Origin of the sequence: Lawsonibacter sp. JLR.KK007, from assembly GCF_036941135.1 — a bacterium.
Lineage (GTDB): Bacteria > Bacillota > Clostridia > Oscillospirales > Oscillospiraceae > Lawsonibacter.
Map to the genome: position 1 here is coordinate 457,024 of NZ_JAYWSY010000003.1, position 16,144 is coordinate 473,167.

Genomic DNA, 16,144 nt, shown 5'->3' on the forward strand with positions numbered 1-16,144 from the left:
AGAGAAACGAGGAACCCCCATGTCAGAATTGCAATTTACCATCCCCACCCTGTTCGGTCTGGAGGGGGTGTGCGCCGACGAGGTCCGGCGGCTGAATCTGCCCCAGGTGCAGGCGGAGAATGGCCGGGTGCTGTGTACCGGGACGGACGCCAGCCTGCCCCGGCTCAACCTGAACATCCGCACCGGGGAGCGGGTGCTGCTCACCCTGGGGACCTTTCCCGCCCGGGACTTCGACGCCCTCTTTGAGGGGACCCGCGCCCTGCCCTGGGAGCGGTTTATCCCCAAAAACGGCCAGTTCCCGGTGAAGGGCCACTGCCTCAACTCCGCCCTCCGCTCGGTGCCCGCCTGCCAGTCCATCGTGAAAAAAGCGATCGCCGCCCGGCTGGGCGGTAAATACGGCCTGAACACCCTCCCTGAGACGGGGGCGCTGCATCAGGTGCAGTTCTCCATCATGGGGGACGAGGCGGCGCTGATGCTGGATACCTCCGGCCCCGGCCTCCACAAGCGGGGCTACCGGGCCCAGGGGGTGGCCGCTCCCCTGCGGGAGACCCTGGCCGCCGGGCTGGTGCTGCTGTCCCGCTACCGGGGAAAGGACCCCCTGTGCGACCCCTTCTGCGGCTCGGGGACCATCCCCATCGAGGCCGCCCTCATCGCCAAAAACCGGGCCCCCGGCCTGAACCGGTCCTTCTCCGCCCAGAAGTGGAGCTGGCTGGACAAGAAGCTCTGGATGTCCGCCGCCGACGAGGCAGAGGACCGTGAGTTTGACGGCGAATACGAAATCTGGGGCGGCGATATCGACCCCGAGGCCGTGGCCCTGGCGAAGCACAACGCCCAGCTGGCCGAGGTGGAGGACATCGTCCGCTTCGACGTGGACGACGCCACCCGGTTCCACTGGGGCGGGCTGTACGGCCGGGTAGTGACCAACCCGCCCTACGGCGAGCGGGTGATGGAGCGGAAAGAGGCGGAGGAGCTGTACCGGGCCTTCGGAAGGGCATGGGACAAGCTGCCCGAGGGCTGGAAGCTGTATCTCCTCTCCTCCCACACCGAGTTTGAGCGCACCTTTGGCAAGCGGGCGGACAAAAAGCGCAAGCTGTACAATGGGATGCTGAAATGTGATCTGTTTATGTATCTATAGAGAGATGAGGTGCCCGCCATGCGCCATCTGTTCATCATCAATCCCGCCGCCGGGAAGCGGGGGAGCACCGCCCGGCTGGAGGAGCGGCTGGACAGGCTGTCCTTCCCCCACGAGGCGGCCTACACCCGGACGGCGGGGGATGCTTGGCGGCTGGCCAGGGAGGCGGTCCGCTCCGGGGAGCCCGTCCGCATTTACGCCTGTGGAGGGGACGGCACCCTGAACGAGGTGGTCAACGGGGCGGCGGGGCATCCTCATGCGGCCGTCACCAACGTGCCCAAGGGGACGGGAAACGATTTTCTGAAGATGTTCGGCCCCGATTACCGGACGCTGTTCTACGACCTGGAGGCCCTGGCCGCCGGGCCCCAGACCCCCTTCGACCTGATCGACTGCAACGGCCAGCTGGGTATCGACGTGGCCTGCGCCGGGGTGGACGCCCGGGTGGCCGCCGGGGTCCACCGGTACAAGGATCTGCCCCTTGTCTCGGGGATTGGGGCCTATCTCCTGTCCCTGCTGGAGAACATCTTTTTCCGGGGCATCGCCCGGCCCATTTCCGTGGAGATGGGGGAGCTGCGGTGGGAGGACAAGCCCGCCTCCCTGCTGTGCGTGTGCAACGGGCGGCACTACGGCGGGGGCTTTATGCCCGTGGGGGAGGCCATGCCTGACGACGGCGTGCTGGACATGCTGCTGGTGCGGCAGGTGGGGCTGTTCACCTTCCTGCGGCTGGTGGGGAAGTACGCCAGGGGGCTTTACCGGCAGTACCCGGAGCTGATTCTGGATTACCACGGGCAGGAGGTGTCCTTCTCCGCCCGGGAGCCCATCACCGTGGTGGTGGACGGCGAGGTTATGCGGGACACCGCCTTTACCATCCGCCTGTCGGAGAAGAAGGTGAACTTCTTCTACCCCGCCGGGGCCGGATATCAGCCCGCCGGCAAAACCTCTTGACGCAGGCCCGGGCCGAAGAGATACTAGGGGCAGCTGGGACGGCGTGACAAAGCAGCGGGATGGGGGGTTATCATACGGGCAGGAGGGCGGTCAACCGGATTGCAGCTGGAAGACGGTCAATGTTCAGACAAGTTTATAGCTTGAGAACATGCTGTCTTCTTGCTGGAACGAGGGGGCGGCTACTTCTTAAGACGCCTCAAATTAGCACTCCGCCCGTCCGTTTGTGAACGAAATGTAAAACCTTTCAATTTGACCCCTGATTTTTTAAAATTGGGGGTTGATTTTTTTGCCGGGAGAGGTTATTATCTTAAACAGAGTTAGCACTCAAAACTTTTAAGTGCTAAAACCAGGCTTTGTTGATCCAAAAAATTAAGTCATATAAGGAGGAACCCATTATGAAACTCAAACCCCTGGCTGACCGTGTCATCGTGAAACTGGTGGAGGCAGAGGAGACCACCAAGGGCGGCATCATCCTCACCGGCGCCGCCAAGGAGAAGCCCGAGGTGGCCGAGGTCATTGCCGTCGGCCCCGGCGGCATGGTGGAGGGCAAGGAAGTCGTCATGACCGTGAAGGTGGGCGATAAGGTCATCACCAGCAAGTATTCCGGCACCCAGGTCAAGCTGGACGGCGAGGAAGTCACCATCGTCCGCCAGAACGACATCCTGGCTGTTGTGGAGTAAACCATTGATCTGAATTATATTGGAGGTAATGCGTTATGGCTAAAATTATTTGCTACGGCGAGGAGGCCCGCAAGGCGCTGGAGAAGGGCGTCAACCAGCTGGCCGACACCGTGAAGATCACCCTGGGCCCCAAGGGCCGCAACGTAGTGCTGGACAAGAAGTTCGGCGCTCCCCTCATCACCAACGACGGCGTGACCATCGCCAAGGAGATCGAGCTGGAGGACCCCTTTGAGAACATGGGCGCCCAGCTGGTGAAGGAGGTCTCCACCAAGACCAACGACGTGGCCGGCGACGGCACCACCACCGCCACCCTGCTGGCCCAGGCCATCGTGGGCGAGGGCCTGAAGAACCTGGCCGCCGGGGCCAACCCCATGGTCATGAAGAAGGGCATCGCCAAGGCCACCACCGCCGCCATCGAGGCCATGAAGGCCAACAGCCAGAAGGTGAAGGACTCCAACGACATCGCCCGCGTGGGCGCGGTCTCCTCCGGCGACGAGGCCATCGGCAAGCTCATCGCCGAGGCCATGGAGAAGGTGGGCCACGACGGCGTCATCACCATTGAGGAGTCCAAGACCGCCGAGACCTCCTCCGAGGTGGTAGAGGGCATGCAGTTCGACCGGGGCTATATCACCCCCTATATGGTCACCGACACCGAGAAGATGGTGGCCGAGCTGGACGACGCCCTCATCCTCATCACCGATAAGAAGATCTCCAACATCCAGGAGCTGCTGCCCATTCTGGAGCAGGTAGTCCAGTCCGGCAAGAAGCTGCTGATCATCGCTGAGGACGTGGAGGGCGACGCCCTGTCCACCCTGATTGTCAACCGGCTCCGCGGCACTTTGAACGTGGTGTGCGTCAAGGCCCCCGGCTTCGGAGACCGCCGCAAGGAGATGCTCCAGGATATCGCCATCCTCACTGGCGGCGAGGTCATCTCCGCCGACGTGGGCTTGGAGCTGAAGGAGGCTCAGATGAACATGCTGGGCTCCGCCCGCCAGGTGAAGGTCACCAAGGAGAACACCACCATCGTCAACGGCGCCGGCTCCACCGAGGAGATCAAGGCCCGCATCGGCCAGATCAAGAGCCAGATCGAGGTCACCACCTCCGACTACGACAAGGAGAAGCTCCAGGAGCGGCTGGCCAAGCTGGCCGGCGGCGTGGCCGTCATCAAGGTGGGCGCCGCCACCGAGGTGGAGATGAAGGAGAAGAAGCTGCGCATCGAGGACGCCCTGAACGCCACCCGCGCCGCGGTGGAGGAGGGCATCGTGGCCGGCGGCGGCACCGCCTACCTGAACGCCATCCCCGCCGTGGAGAAGCTGCTGGCCGAGACCGAGGGCGACGAAAAGACCGGCGTGCAGATCATTGCCCGGGCCCTTACCGCCCCCGTGAAGCAGATCGCCGCCAATGCCGGCATCGACGGCTCTGTGGTGCTGGAGAAGATCCGGGAGTCCGGCAAGGCTGGCTACGGCTTCGACGCCTACAAGGAGGAGTACTGCGATATGATCCCCGCCGGCATCGTGGACCCCACCAAGGTGACCCGTTCCGCCCTGGAGAACGCCGCCTCCATCGCCGCCACCCTGCTGACCACCGAGTCTCTGGTGGCCGACAAGCCCCAGCCCCCCGCACCTCCTGCCGCCCCCTCCCCCGACATGGGCATGTATTAAGGACCAAAAAGAGCCTGGAGCGAAAGCTCCAGGCTCTTTTGCGTTATGCGGGCCGCTCCAGGGCCAGTTCTTCCTGTGCCTCCCGCTCGTTGTCGGCCGAGAAGCAAAACCGCCCGGCCCAATCGTAGACCTCCACGTGTCCTCTTACCCAAACCATGCTGTAATCCATAGCGTCTTGCTCCTTTCTTGTATCGTGATCCCAGTATACAAGAGGAGCTGTCCCATAAACCGGACTTTTCCGGCTGGTTGCACTTTTTTTCCGTTGGAGGTATAATCAGCTCAGAGGGAGGCGAACGCAATGGTTGAACTGATCGGTTATCTTGGCTCTGTTCTGGTCGTGGTGTCCATGCTGATGTCCTCAGTGGTGAAGCTGCGGGTTATCAACACCATAGGCAGCGGGATCTTTGCGGGCTACGCCCTGCTGATCCACTCCTACCCCACGGCGCTGATGAACGCCTGCCTGGTGGGCATCAACCTGTACAACCTGGTGCGGCTGCGGCAGGGGGACCGGAGCTATGACCTGGCGGAGACCGCTCCGGAGGACGGCCTTCTGCGCTTTCTGCTGGCCCGCTACCGGGAGGACATCCGCAAATATTTTCCGGGCTTTGTGGAGCAGCGCACGGCGGACCGGGCCTACGTGGTCTTCTGCGGCGGCGACCCGGCGGGCATTCTGCTGGGGACCGTGGCCGGGCAGGGGACGCTGAAGGTGACGCTGGACTACTCCACCCCCGCCTACCGGGACTGCTCCATCGGGACCTATCTGTATGGAAAACTCCCCTCCAAAGGGGTGCATACCCTGATCTTTGGCGAGGAGGAGTCCCAGGACCACGCCGCCTATTTGACCCGGATGGGCTTTTCCAGGGAGAATGGCGTTTTCGTCAAGCACTTAGACTGATCCAGAAGGGAGGGGATTTGTTTGGACCCGATTTTTTACACCGTCCGCGCCATCAACGGCGACTATGCCGACTTGGTCGCTGACAGCGGCGGGGAGCACTCTATCACCATGTTCCTGCTCCCCGAGGGTGTCACAATAGGCAGCCGTTTGAAGCTGGAAAATTTCCAGTGGGAGCTGGTATAGACGCCCTTGCATCCAGAGAGGGCCTGTGCTATACTGGGAAAGCGAATTTCAGGGAAAGGAAGAGAATCTATGGGGATTTTCGATTACATCATCACCTTTCTTCCGATGGCTCTTATCATCGCGGTTGTGATTGGGGTGTTTGCAAAGCGGAGCCAGTATCAGAACCGATCCAATGCCGGGGCATTTTTCTTTGAGAACGGCAGTCTGGTGCTGAACACGGGGCTCCCTTATCCCATCCCCTTTGAGGAGATCGACTGCGTGGAGCTGCATTACAGCGCCCGGGAGCTGAACAGCAAGCTGTCCTACGGGCTGGGTGTGAAGGTGATCCGGAAAAACGGCAGGAAGAAGTGGGTCTACTACAAGGGCTACCGGACGGCCAAGCTGGCCACCCCCTTTGACATGGAGGCGGCCCTGAAGGAGCGGGGCATTCGCTGCGTTATGATCGATACATAAAAGATCCCGGCCTTACGGCCGGGATCTTTGCTGCTTATTTGTTGCTTCTGCGCCAGATACCCATTTTTTCTGCGTCCTGGATGAGCTGCTCCCGGAACTGGGGGGCGGCAATGGAGATGATGGCCTCGGCCCGCTCCCAGGTGGACAGGCCCTTCAGGTTGATCATGCCGTGCTCGGTGACGATGTACTGCACGCAGGACCGGGGGTCGGTGGCGATGGAGCCGGGGGTGAGGGTGGGGACGATGCGGCTCTTGACGGAGCCGTCCTTGCCGGTGACGGTGGAGGACATGCAGATAAAGCTCTTGCCGCCCTTGGACAGGTAGGCGCCCATCACGAAGTCCAGCTGGCCGCCGGTGCCGGAGATGTGCTTCAGTCCGGCGGATTCGGCGTTGACCTGGCCGAACAGGTCCATATCAATGGCGTTGTTGATGGAGATAAAGTTGTCCAGCTGGGCCAGGACGCGCACGTCGTTGGTGTAGTCCACCGGGGCGGCCATGACGGCGGGGTTGCGGTCCACGTAGTCGTACAGCTTCTGGGTGCCGGCGGCGAAGGCGTAGACCTGACGGCCCTTGTCCAGGGCCTTGTTCCGGCCGGTGAGCTTGCCCGCCAGGGCCATGTCTACGAAGCCGTCCACGTACATCTCGGTGTGGACGCCCAGGTCCTTCAGATCGGACTGGGCGATCATGGAACCCACAGTGTTGGGCATGCCGCCGATGCCCAGCTGAAGACAGGCCCCGTTGGGGATCTGCTCCACAATGAGCTTGGCCACCGCCCGGTCCACATCGGTGGGCTCGCCGCCCCCGCCCAGCTGGGCCACGGCGGGGTTGTCCCCCTCTACCACGTAGTCCACGTCAGCGATGTTGATCTCGCTGCCGGTGAGGCCGTAGACCCAGGGCAGGTTGTGGTTGACCTCCAGGATGATGACCTTGGCTTTTTCCAGCATGTCGGCCAGGTGGGAGGCGGCCAGGGCGTAGCTGAAGTTGCCGTGGCTGTCCATGGGGGTGACCTGGATCATGGCCACGTCCACCGAGATGTTCTCCCGGTAGAACCGGGGCAGCTCGGAGTAGCGCATGGGGGCGAAGAAGCCCATCCCCTTGCCGATGATCTTCCGGTCCACGCCGGAGCAGTGCCAGGAGTTCCAGGTGAAGTGGTCCCCAGCGTCATCGGCCTTGGCGATCTCGGGCATCCACATGGTGACGCCTCCCCGCACCTTCACATCGGTGAGCTCGTCCTTCCGGGCGGCCAGGGCCTTGTCCAGGGCCACGGGGTGGTTGGTGCACCAGCCGTAGTCCACCCAGTCGCCCGGCTTGACCGCCTTCACGGCCTGCTCGGGGGTGGTCAGCTTCTGCTGGTAAAGGGCTTGATAATCCATGATGATCTCCTCCATATCCAAATATTTTTCTGTTCCGGAACGATACGTGCACATCATTGTTTCAGCTCTTCCGGCGTATCGCTCGTTTCGGGGGCTGGCTCTGGACTCTTGATCTGATTATGCACAGCGGCCTTCTGGATCATGGTGATGTCCGCTTGGCTGCGCATAAACCGCCTCTTTCCCGCGTGGGGTTCGGTCACCGGCCCAGGTCCAGGTAGTAGGGCTTCATCAGGCTGGCCTGCTCAGTGGAGTCCTTGGGCTGATTTTTCCGGGGCGGCTCAGGGGGCATGCCAGGACGGCCCCGGCGCTGGGGACCGGCCCCCCTTTTTTTCTTCTGCTGGGGCGCGGGCCTCTTCGAAGCCTCCTGCCGTGCCTTGACCGGCTTCTGCTGGGCATGTTTCCCCTTGGACTGCTTGGCCCTTTTGGACTCCTCCGCCGGCTTGGGACTGCTCTGCCTGGCCGGCTTTGGCTCAGAAGCCTGGGGTTCGGGCTGCTTTTTTTTCTGCTGTCCCCCCTGTTTCTTGGGCTTTTCCGCCGCCTTGGGCAGAATTCCGGCCAGCAGGGACCGCCGGGGGGCCAGCAGCCGGGCGGTGGCATCCATGATCACGTCGCTGTCCAGAGGGCTGGGGCGGTGGAATTCCGTGTTGGGCATGGCGTCGCCGGTGTCCAGCAAAGCGCCGGGCCGCACGCCCCGCTTGGGCGGGGAGGGGGGAGCGGGCAGATCGTCGAAGGCGTCCTCCTCCGGGAGGGAGGTGTGGAGGGGGGCGGCCTCCGGGGCGGCGCTCTTCTTTTTCCGGCGGCGCTTCTTCTTGGGGGCGGCCTCCTCGGGGACGGCCTCCGCCCTGGCCGCCGCCAGACCGGCCTGCTCGGCGGCCCGGCGGGCCTCCTCCCGCTGGCGGCGCAGCTCCCTGGCGGCCTGACGGGCCTCAGCGTCCTCCTCATTGATGATTTTTCCGTTTTTGTCCCGTTTGGGGGCCTCGAACACCCGCATGGGGTAGGGATGGTCCTCCACCAGGGGGACCTTTTTTCCGATCAGCTTCTCGATGTCCTTCAGCAGAGGCTTTTCTCCAAAGTCACAGAAGGCGATGGCCTCGCCTCCCCGGCCCGCCCGGCCGGTGCGGCCGATGCGGTGGACGTAGGTTTCGGGCACCTCGGGCAGGTTGTAGTTGAACACATGGGACAGCTCCTCGATGTCCAGCCCGCGGGCGGCGATGTCGGTGGCTACCAGACAGCGGACGCGCCCGGCCTTGAAGTCGGCAAGGGCCTGCTGGCGGGCGGTCTGGCTCTTGTTGCCGTGGATGGCGGCGGCAGAGATGCCCGCCTTGCCCAGGTCACGGGCCACCTTGTTGGCCCCGTGCTTGGTGCGGGTGAAGACCAGGGCGTTTTTCACCCGCTTTTCCCCCATCAGATGGGCCAGCAGATTGGTCTTGTTCCCCTTGTCCACCAGATAAACGGACTGGCGGATGACCTCCACCGGGGAGGAGATGGGGTTCACCGCCACCTTCACCGGGTTTTTCAGCAGGGAGTTCACCAGGTCGGTGATCTCCGGGGGCATGGTGGCGGAGAAAAAGAGGGTCTGCTTTTTCTGGGGGAGCCACTTGAGAATCTTTCGCACGTCGTGGATGAAGCCCATGTCCAGCATACGGTCGGCCTCGTCCAGGACGAACATCTCCAGCCGGTCCAGAGAGACGTAGCCCTGGTTGTGGAGGTCCATCAGCCGTCCGGGGGTGGCCACCAGGATGTCCACCCCCCGGTTCAGGGCCTCCACCTGGGGATTCTGGCCCACGCCGCCGAAGATGACGGCGTGGTGCAGCTTCAGGTATTTGCCGTAGGCGGTGAAGCTCTCACCGATCTGGATGGCCAGCTCCCGGGTGGGGGTGAGGATGAGGGCCCGGATGGGCCGCCTGGGGCCGGACACAGCCTCCAGGCGCTGCAAAATGGGGGTGGCGAAGGCACAGGTCTTGCCGGTGCCCGTCTGGGCACAGCCCAGCACGTCCCGCCCGGCCAGGGCGGGGGGGATGGCCTGCTCCTGGATGGGAGAGGGCTTTTCATAGCCCTGCTCCTCCAGGGCCTTTAAGATGGGGGCGTTCAGCCCCAGGTCACGAAACTGCATTCAAAACTTCCTTTTTTTCGTTCGCGCCGGAGCACCGGCGCGGCCCGCGCTTTTCCCTGCGGGCTGGGGCGGTTATTTGCCGGCCTGGAGCCGCTCCAGAATGATCTTGGCGGTTTCGGCCAGCTCCTGTCCCGGCGGGCAAGGGATGACCAGGTCGGCGTATTTGCTGTAAAGGGGCTCCCGGAAGGCCATCACGTCGGCCAGGGTCTGGCCCGGCTCCATGGCGATGCCCCGGGTGGACAGGTTGTGGATGCGGCGGGTCAGCTCCTCCAGGGGGACCTGGAGGTAGACCACCGGTCCCAGCCCCTTCAGATGGAGGGCCGCCTCCTCCCGGCATACGGCGCTGCCCCCGGGCGCGATGACGGTGCGGCGGCAGTCCAGGCTGCGCACCGCCGCCTCCTCGGCGTCCAGAAACGCCGCCGTCCCCCGGCGGTCCAGGATCTCCTGGAGCAGGGCCCCCTCCCGCTCCTGAATGAGCAGATCCACGTCCAGAAACTGGTAGCCCAGCAGCTTGGCCAGCAGGACGCCCGCGGTGCTTTTGCCGGAACCCGGCATACCGATGAGAGTGATATTATCCAAATCTGTTTCCAACCTTTACATACAAATTCATTCTGTAGTATAACACAAAGCCGGAAAAAAGAAAAGGGGGAACCAGACGAAAAGGGGGTGACAAAGGGGCTGGAAGATGGTATGATTCCCCCTAGACTATTTTTTAGGGAGGAAGCTATGGATCTGCTGGCTGCGTTTGGGATCTTTCTGCTGTGTGTGTTCGGGTGTATGGTGAAGGGGCTGTCCCTGTTTTGGGCCCTTCTGGCGGGCTTTTTCTGCTTTTTCGCGGTGGGGGTGCGCCGGGGGACGCCCGCCGGTCCCCTGCTGAAGATGGCCTGGAGCGGCATGGCCACCGCGCTGAAGGTACTGCGGGTGCTGCTGCTGCTGGGCCTGCTCACCGGACTGTGGCGGGCCGGAGGGACGGTGGCCTTTTTCGTCTGGATGGGGGTGCGCCTGATCACGCCCCAGACCTTTGTTCTGGTGGCCTTTCTGCTGGCCTCCGTCTTCAGCCTGGCCTTTGGCAGCTGCTTCGGCGTGGTGGGGACGGCGGGGGTCATCCTCATGACCATCGCCCGCAGCGGCGGAGCCAACCTGGTGGTGACGGCGGGGGCCATTATGTCGGGCATTTACTTCGGGGAGCGGCTGTCCCCTGCGTCCTCCTCGGCGGCGCTGGTGTCCGCAGTGGCGGGGGTGGACCAGCGGGCCTTCCAGATGCGGATGTGGCGGGACACCCCCGTCCCCTTTCTGGCCACCCTGGCCCTCTACGGAGGGTTGTCCGTCCTGTGCCCCATCCAGCAGGTGGACGCCCAGATTATGTCCGCCCTGGAGGAGGGATTTTCCCTGACCTGGCCCGCCATCCTGCCCGCGGCGGCGCTGCTCCTGCTGCCCTGGCTGAAGGTGAGCGCCCTTGCGTCCATTGCGGTCAGCTGTGTGCTGGCGGCGGGCTGCGCGCTGTTTGTCCAGCGCCTGCCGCTGGGCGAGGTGCTGCATGCCTGTACGCTGGGCTACCGCCCCGTTCTGCCGGAGCTGACGGAGCTGATGAGCGGCGGCGGGCTGATCTCCATGGTTGGGGTGTGCCTGATTGTGGTCCTCTCCTGCGCCTATTCCGGTATGTTCAACGGCACCGGGCTGCTGGCCCCGGTGACCAGCCGGGTGGGGGCGCTGGCGGAGCGGGCCGGACTGTTTGGCGCCCATGTGGCGGTGTCCTTCGGCTGCTGCGCCCTGTTCTGCAACCAGACGGTGGGCATTGTCATGAGCGGGCAGCTGCTGGGGGAGGAGTACCGCCGGCGGGCGCTGCCGCCCATGGAGCTGGCCGCCAATATCGGCAATTCGGTGGTCAACCTGGCGGGGCTGGTGCCCTGGGCCATTGCCTGCACCGTGCCCCTGACCACCATGGAGATTGGGGTTTCCATTCTGCCCCTGTCCTTCTACCTCTACCTGCTGCCCCTGTGGTGCTGGTTCCGGGCGGGACGGATGAAAGATTTGCCAAAAACCTGTTGAGTTTTCCGTCCGCCTAAGCTATAATTATGCTAATACCCACCGGGCAGGGACCCGGGTACGGCCTGCCAGGAGAGCGGGCCACGAAACAAAGGAGAGGAATATGAAGTTCCAACTTGTCAGCGACAGCTCCTGCGATCTGGGCCGGGAGGAGATGGAGCGGCTGGGCGTGGCGATGGTGTCCTACTACGTGGCCTTTGAGGACGAGGTCTACTACCGGGAGGAGCGGGACATCCCCACCCATCAGTTCTATCAGATGATGGCGGACCGCCCCGGCGTGTTTCCCAAAACCTCCATGCCCACCCTGGAGGACTACCTGGAGGCTTTCCGCCCCCTGGCGGCCCAGGGCCAGCCCATTTTGTGCATCTGTCTCAACGCCAACTTCAGCGGCTCCTTCCAGACGGCCCTGAACGCGGCGGAGGAGCTGCGGGAGGAGTACCCCGGCGTTTCGATCCGGGTGATGGACTCCACCCTGGCCACGGTGCTCCAGGGCCTGCTGGTGGAGGAGGCTGCCGCCCTCCGGGACGCGGGCTTCACCCTGGACGAGGCGGCGGAGGCCCTGGCGGCCCTGCCCGCCACCGGGCGCATCTTCTTTACCACCAGCGACCTGGAGTACCTCCGCCACGGCGGGCGCATCGGCCGGGCGGCGGCGGCCACCGGCGCGCTGCTGAAGGTAAAGCCCCTCATCGGCTACAAGGATGCCGGCCTCATCTCCGACGGCATCGCTCAGGGGCGGAAGAAGTCGCTGGTCAAGGTGCGGGAACTGTTTTTCCGCCACCTGGAGCGGGAGGGCATCGACCTGGACCAGTACCGCCTGGCCACCGGCTTCGGTCTGGACCGGGAGGAGCACGCCGCCTTTGCCCAGGCGGTTTACGACGGCCTGCTGGAGCTGGGCTGCGACCGGCCGGAGGTGAAACGGCCCTATCAGATCGGCGTGACCATCGGGGTCCACACCGGTCCCACCCCCATTGGAGTCGGCCTGCTGAAGCGGGCGATCTGAGGAACGTCCCGGCCCGTTTGGGCCGGGATGTTTTCCATGGGGGAGGATTTTTTGTAACGGTTTTGTCACTTGAAATTTGACGAAAATATGATATCCTGAAAAGGAACGATTTCGACAGCATTAGACCGGTTCCCGCTGGGAGGTGTATGCGCTTGGCGCGTTATCAGGGAAAGCGTGTTGCCCGGAGCTACCGGGCAGTGATTCTTTTCGTCGCGGCGGCTGCGGCCGTCGCGTTGGCAGTGGCGGGGGTGGTCCGTCTGGTGTACGGGGGCCAGGTTCCCCCGCCTCCGGACGTCTCCCAGAGGGAGACCGACTCCTCCGCAGACCACTCCTCGGAACCTGCGTCCCAGCTGGACAGCGCGCCCAAAGCGCCGCCCTACGATTTTTCCCAGCCCGCCCCCGCCAGCGAGGCGGTGGATAACCGCTACTTTGACGACGCCGCCTTTGTGGGCGACTCCCGTACCGACGGCTTTATGCTCTACAGCGGGGTGGGGACCGGGAAAAACCTCACCTCCAACGGCCTGTCCATCTTCACCCTGTCCGAGAAGAAGGCGTTTACCGTGGAGGGGGAGACCTACACCCTGCTGGAGGCGCTGGCCCTGGAGGAGTACGGCAAGGTGTACCTCTCCCTGGGCGTCAACGAGCTGGGGATCTACAAGGACAAGTCCTTTTACAGCAGCTACAGCGCGGCCATCGACCAGATCCGTCTGGTGCAGCCCGGCGCTGTGATCTACATCCAGGGGCTGATCCCCGTGAACGAGGCGCAGGTGGAGGAGCACAACGGCAACAAGTACAATCTGTCCAACGACCATCTGCGGGTGTACAACGACCTGATGCGCCAGGTGGCGGAGGAGAAGCAAGTGGTCTATCTGGACCTGTACTCCGAATTCGCGGACGAGAACGGCTCTCTGCCCGAGGGGCTCAGCCGGGACGGCGTCCACCTGACCAAGGAGCCCTGCCAGCGGTGGCTGGAGTATTTGAAGACCCATACCGTAGACTTTGACGCGCTGTACCCCGACGGCCCTCCCGTGGTGGAGCTGCCTGAGCCGGAGGGACCGGAGATATCGACCGCAGATGGGAGTGAACCAGGATGAGAAAGCTGTTTCCATTGCCCCTGGTCCTGGCGCTGGTGCTGGGCCTGGCCGCCTGCGGCGGCGGAGCAAACGACGCGCCGCCCCTCTATTCCGCCGGGCTTGTGACCAAGCTGGTGGAGGCAGGGGCTTTTTCCGAGGAGCTGGAGGAACTGGACGCGGACACCGCCTTTCTGCTCTACCGGCTGGCGGACAGCGGCCTGGAGCGGGCGGACATGAAGGAGTGCACCGTGCTCCGCTCCGCCGGGGCCACCTGCGAGGAGGGGGCGGTGCTGGTTTTTGCCAGCGCGGACCAGGCCAACACTGCGGTGGACGCCCTGAGCAGCTACATCGACGGCCAGATTACCGCCAACGAGGATTACCGCCCCGGCGAGCTGCCCAAGCTGGAGGACGCGCTCATCAGCCGGCGGGGGGAGACAGTCCTGCTGGTGGTGGCCGGCGACATAGACGCCGCCAAGCAGGCGGTGGAATAAGGAAAGATCCCGGCCTTGAGGCCGGGATCTTCTTATTCCTGACAGTAGCCGCAGGGCTCGTCCACCGTGACGGTATACTTTTCCAGCAGGGCCACCGGGTGGTAGGACAGCTTGCTGGTGCGCAGGCCAGGGTCGCCGGTGTCGTCCTCCCGGTTGAGGAAGGCCACGCCCTCCCCGGCGAAGTGCTGGGCGAACTGAGCCACCAGCATCTGGTAACAGCCTTCGTAATCCCGGTCGGCCTTCTCGATGTGGATGAACAGGGTGTCTCCGATGATCTCCCCCAGGGAGAAGCCCGCAATCTGGCCGTCCACCAGCAGCACGCCCCCCAACAGGTCGTAGGTCTGGTAGTTGTCCAGCACCTCGTGGGTTTTGGCAATGTCCTCGTGGAATGTGGCCGCCCCCTTGTCCCAGCGGGCGGCGTAGCGGTCCAGAAAGGTCTTCACCTCAGGGATGTCCGACGGGGTGATGGGACGGAAGGCCCAGCTGCCATAGGTTTTCAGGAACTTGTTCACATGGTTGCGCTGGCCGCTGAGCTTTTTGCCCCGAAAATACTTCAGATCCTCTGCCCGGTACAGGTAGTCGAAGTTGTTCCGCTCGCCCACGGCGGTGCTGGCGGGGAAGTGCTTCTGGAGCTGCTCCAGCTCGTCCTTGGGGACAGGGTAGAAGGCGATGGGCATGTTCCGGCGGCAGCAGTAGCCGGCGATCTCCCGAAAATGCTCGGGCCGCCCGCCCCCCAGGGGCAGAGTGAAGGTGGGGCCCAGGCCGGGGTAGTCCACCTTAAAGTAGAGGGAGCCGCCGTAGACGGCCCACTCGGTCTTGTAGATGTCCCGCCAGATGAACACGGTGCCGGGGGTGGTGTCGCAGATGCGGCTGCGGCTGTAGCCGAAGAATTGACGCAGGCGGGGCAGGTCCTCCAGCTGGAGGGGATGGAAGTCCAACATAGATTCAAATCCTTTAAACCAGTATTTTACTCCATTATATCCGATAACCGCCCATAATACCAGCCCGTAACACCCTGCTTTTTGCACAAAAAACCGGTCTTTGTCCTTCGGACCACCGTCAAAAGGTCTCCTGGGGACACCGGCAGGCGGTAATCGGTAGAGTCCTCGCACTCCAGCCCCTTGGGGCCCTGGCGCAGGTATTCGTTGAGGATGTACAGCTCCCGTCCTGTCTCCCGGTGGCGGCACAGGGACAGCTCCTCCCCGTGCTCCAGCAGCTCCAGGGCGGAACGGCCCCAGCGGATGTTCAGCGAACCGGCGCTGGCCTCCTGGGGGTCCAGGGCGGCGGCGGCGGGCAGGCCGTCCCAGGCGGTCCAGGAGAAGTCTTCGCTGTCCTCCGAGGGCAGCATCAGGGCGTTGAGCTGGCCGTCCGCTTTGAGTACGCAGGCGCCGTCAATGGAGATGATCCTCCGGTCCCAGGTGAACAGGGGGGCGGAGGAGGGGATGGAGGGGTCGTAAAGGGTGACGGGCCAGTGGCCCACGATCACCCATTTGGGGAAGGAGCGGCCCTGCCCCAGGAAGTCGTCATTTTTCATGCACTTCCAGCTGTCCAGCTCCTCCATCCGGTCCAGAGAGGGGACCCCTCCGTGGACAAACAGGAGGTGCTCGGTCTCCAGGATGGTGGGCATGGCCCGCAGCCAGGCCCACTCCCGGGGAAAGGCGGCCCGCAGGTCCCGGCGGAGGCGGGGCAGGTCCTCCCACTGCTCAAAGCCCCCCTCCCGGGCCATCTGGCGGAGGGTGGACTCCGGATGCTGGGGGAGGTAGGAGGCGAAGAAGCCCTGGTCCAGCTCGCCGCTCTCGAAGAAGCGGAGCACCAACCCGTCGCAGTTGCCGCAGATGGGGTAGAGGGTGTGGGTCTTGGAGAGGGCCATGAGATGGCGCAGGAGGGGCAGGCTGTCCCGCCCCTTCTCCAGAAGATCGCCGTCCAGGACCAGGATGTCCTCCGGGGTGAGGCGGACCTTGTCCATCAGGGCCAGAAAGAAGGGGAGGTTGCCGTGGATGTCGCTGACGGCAATGATCCGCCGCCCCGGCTCGAATTTGGGGCGGATAACACGGGCTTTCTCCATAGCGGTGACCTCCTTGTGTTTGGCTTGCTGTCAGC

At 63.7% G+C, this 16,144-nt stretch carries 17 protein-coding genes; 11 read left to right on the plus strand and 6 right to left on the minus strand.

Going from position 1 to position 16,144, the window contains the following annotated elements:
• The first annotated feature begins 19 nt into the window (after positions 1-19).
• The 4 genes from VV088_RS20470 (at position 20) to groL (ending at position 4,418) form a co-directional block, all read left to right on the plus strand.
• Positions 20-1,135: a THUMP domain-containing class I SAM-dependent RNA methyltransferase gene (locus VV088_RS20470; RefSeq protein ID WP_334602503.1), complete on the plus strand. Its 1,116-nt coding sequence runs from the start codon at positions 20-22 to the stop codon at positions 1,133-1,135.
• Positions 1,136-1,153: 18 nt separating this feature from the next.
• Positions 1,154-2,077 (plus strand): diacylglycerol/lipid kinase family protein, encoded by a 924-nt coding sequence (locus VV088_RS20475; RefSeq protein WP_334602504.1) that lies wholly within the window; start codon positions 1,154-1,156, stop codon positions 2,075-2,077.
• Positions 2,078-2,472: 395 nt separating this feature from the next.
• Positions 2,473-2,757, plus strand: coding sequence for a co-chaperone GroES (locus tag VV088_RS20480; protein ID WP_334602505.1), 285 nt, complete (start codon positions 2,473-2,475; stop codon positions 2,755-2,757).
• Positions 2,758-2,792: 35 nt separating this feature from the next.
• The gene (groL, locus tag VV088_RS20485) at positions 2,793-4,418 is read left to right on the plus strand and encodes a chaperonin GroEL (protein ID WP_334602506.1); all 1,626 of its coding nucleotides are present in this window, start codon (positions 2,793-2,795) and stop codon (positions 4,416-4,418) included.
• A 43-nt stretch (positions 4,419-4,461) separates the two neighbouring features.
• On the opposite strand, the gene VV088_RS20490 is transcribed toward groL, so the two are convergent.
• Positions 4,462-4,587, minus strand: a complete 126-nt coding sequence (locus VV088_RS20490) for a hypothetical protein (protein WP_334602507.1) — start codon at positions 4,585-4,587, stop codon at positions 4,462-4,464.
• A gap of 129 nt (positions 4,588-4,716) precedes the next feature.
• Between VV088_RS20490 and VV088_RS20495 the strand changes: the two genes are divergently transcribed.
• The 3 genes from VV088_RS20495 to VV088_RS20505 all read left to right on the plus strand — a co-directional run bounded on the left by VV088_RS20495 (position 4,717) and on the right by VV088_RS20505 (position 5,949).
• A complete protein-coding gene (locus tag VV088_RS20495) occupies positions 4,717-5,313 on the plus strand; it encodes a YgjV family protein (RefSeq protein ID WP_334602508.1) in 597 nt (198 codons plus the stop codon).
• Positions 5,314-5,334: 21 nt separating this feature from the next.
• Entirely contained in the window at positions 5,335-5,496 is a 162-nt protein-coding gene (locus VV088_RS20500) for a hypothetical protein (protein ID WP_334602509.1), read from the plus strand.
• A 69-nt stretch (positions 5,497-5,565) separates the two neighbouring features.
• Positions 5,566-5,949: a hypothetical protein gene (locus VV088_RS20505; protein WP_334602510.1), complete on the plus strand. Its 384-nt coding sequence runs from the start codon at positions 5,566-5,568 to the stop codon at positions 5,947-5,949.
• Positions 5,950-5,983: 34 nt separating this feature from the next.
• Here the strand turns inward: VV088_RS20505 and VV088_RS20510 are convergent, their stop codons facing one another.
• The 3 genes from VV088_RS20510 to VV088_RS20520 form a co-directional block, all read right to left on the minus strand.
• Positions 5,984-7,321: a butyryl-CoA:acetate CoA-transferase gene (locus VV088_RS20510; RefSeq protein ID WP_334602511.1), complete on the minus strand. Its 1,338-nt coding sequence runs from the start codon at positions 7,319-7,321 to the stop codon at positions 5,984-5,986.
• A gap of 196 nt (positions 7,322-7,517) precedes the next feature.
• Positions 7,518-9,434 carry a DEAD/DEAH box helicase gene (locus VV088_RS20515; RefSeq protein ID WP_334602512.1) on the minus strand — a complete coding sequence of 639 codons (1,917 nt, stop codon included), beginning with the start codon at positions 9,432-9,434 and terminating at the stop codon, positions 7,518-7,520.
• 72 nt (positions 9,435-9,506) lie between these two features.
• Positions 9,507-10,013 (minus strand): shikimate kinase, encoded by a 507-nt coding sequence (locus tag VV088_RS20520; protein ID WP_334602513.1) that lies wholly within the window; start codon positions 10,011-10,013, stop codon positions 9,507-9,509.
• Positions 10,014-10,160: 147 nt separating this feature from the next.
• On the opposite strand from VV088_RS20520, the gene VV088_RS20525 reads away from it, so the two are divergent.
• The 4 genes from VV088_RS20525 (at position 10,161) to VV088_RS20540 (ending at position 14,044) form a co-directional block, all read left to right on the plus strand.
• A complete protein-coding gene (locus tag VV088_RS20525) occupies positions 10,161-11,483 on the plus strand; it encodes a Na+/H+ antiporter NhaC family protein (protein ID WP_334602514.1) in 1,323 nt (440 codons plus the stop codon).
• A gap of 100 nt (positions 11,484-11,583) precedes the next feature.
• Entirely contained in the window at positions 11,584-12,480 is an 897-nt protein-coding gene (locus tag VV088_RS20530) for a DegV family protein (protein WP_334602515.1), read from the plus strand.
• A 152-nt stretch (positions 12,481-12,632) separates the two neighbouring features.
• Entirely contained in the window at positions 12,633-13,574 is a 942-nt protein-coding gene (locus VV088_RS20535; RefSeq protein WP_334602516.1) for a GDSL-type esterase/lipase family protein, read from the plus strand.
• Positions 13,571-14,044, plus strand: a complete 474-nt coding sequence (locus tag VV088_RS20540) for a DUF4358 domain-containing protein (protein ID WP_334602517.1) — start codon at positions 13,571-13,573, stop codon at positions 14,042-14,044. The genes VV088_RS20535 and VV088_RS20540 overlap by 4 nt, the downstream gene beginning before the upstream one ends.
• A 32-nt stretch (positions 14,045-14,076) precedes the next feature.
• On the opposite strand, the gene VV088_RS20545 is transcribed toward VV088_RS20540, so the two are convergent.
• Together VV088_RS20545 and VV088_RS20550 are read right to left on the minus strand one after the other, a co-directional pair.
• Positions 14,077-14,985, minus strand: coding sequence for a DUF2156 domain-containing protein (locus VV088_RS20545; RefSeq protein ID WP_334602518.1), 909 nt, complete (start codon positions 14,983-14,985; stop codon positions 14,077-14,079).
• A gap of 26 nt (positions 14,986-15,011) precedes the next feature.
• Positions 15,012-16,109: a metallophosphoesterase gene (locus tag VV088_RS20550; protein WP_334602519.1), complete on the minus strand. Its 1,098-nt coding sequence runs from the start codon at positions 16,107-16,109 to the stop codon at positions 15,012-15,014.
• Positions 16,110-16,144 lie beyond the last annotated feature (35 nt).

Coding starts and splice junctions, on each gene's coding strand:
- VV088_RS20480 (WP_334602505.1), top strand. CDS start 2,473: ATGAAACTCAAACCCCTGGCTGACCGTGTCATCGTGAAACTGGTGGAG.
- VV088_RS20540 (WP_334602517.1), top strand. CDS start 13,571: ATGAGAAAGCTGTTTCCATTGCCCCTGGTCCTGGCGCTGGTGCTGGGC.
- VV088_RS20550 (WP_334602519.1), bottom strand. CDS start 16,109: ATGGAGAAAGCCCGTGTTATCCGCCCCAAATTCGAGCCGGGGCGGCGG.
- VV088_RS20490 (WP_334602507.1), bottom strand. CDS start 4,587: ATGGATTACAGCATGGTTTGGGTAAGAGGACACGTGGAGGTCTACGAT.
- VV088_RS20545 (WP_334602518.1), bottom strand. CDS start 14,985: ATGTTGGACTTCCATCCCCTCCAGCTGGAGGACCTGCCCCGCCTGCGT.
- VV088_RS20515 (WP_334602512.1), bottom strand. CDS start 9,434: ATGCAGTTTCGTGACCTGGGGCTGAACGCCCCCATCTTAAAGGCCCTG.
- VV088_RS20505 (WP_334602510.1), top strand. CDS start 5,566: ATGGGGATTTTCGATTACATCATCACCTTTCTTCCGATGGCTCTTATC.
- groL (WP_334602506.1), top strand. CDS start 2,793: ATGGCTAAAATTATTTGCTACGGCGAGGAGGCCCGCAAGGCGCTGGAG.
- VV088_RS20495 (WP_334602508.1), top strand. CDS start 4,717: ATGGTTGAACTGATCGGTTATCTTGGCTCTGTTCTGGTCGTGGTGTCC.
- VV088_RS20525 (WP_334602514.1), top strand. CDS start 10,161: ATGGATCTGCTGGCTGCGTTTGGGATCTTTCTGCTGTGTGTGTTCGGG.
- VV088_RS20530 (WP_334602515.1), top strand. CDS start 11,584: ATGAAGTTCCAACTTGTCAGCGACAGCTCCTGCGATCTGGGCCGGGAG.
- VV088_RS20470 (WP_334602503.1), top strand. CDS start 20: ATGTCAGAATTGCAATTTACCATCCCCACCCTGTTCGGTCTGGAGGGG.
- VV088_RS20510 (WP_334602511.1), bottom strand. CDS start 7,321: ATGGATTATCAAGCCCTTTACCAGCAGAAGCTGACCACCCCCGAGCAG.
- VV088_RS20475 (WP_334602504.1), top strand. CDS start 1,154: ATGCGCCATCTGTTCATCATCAATCCCGCCGCCGGGAAGCGGGGGAGC.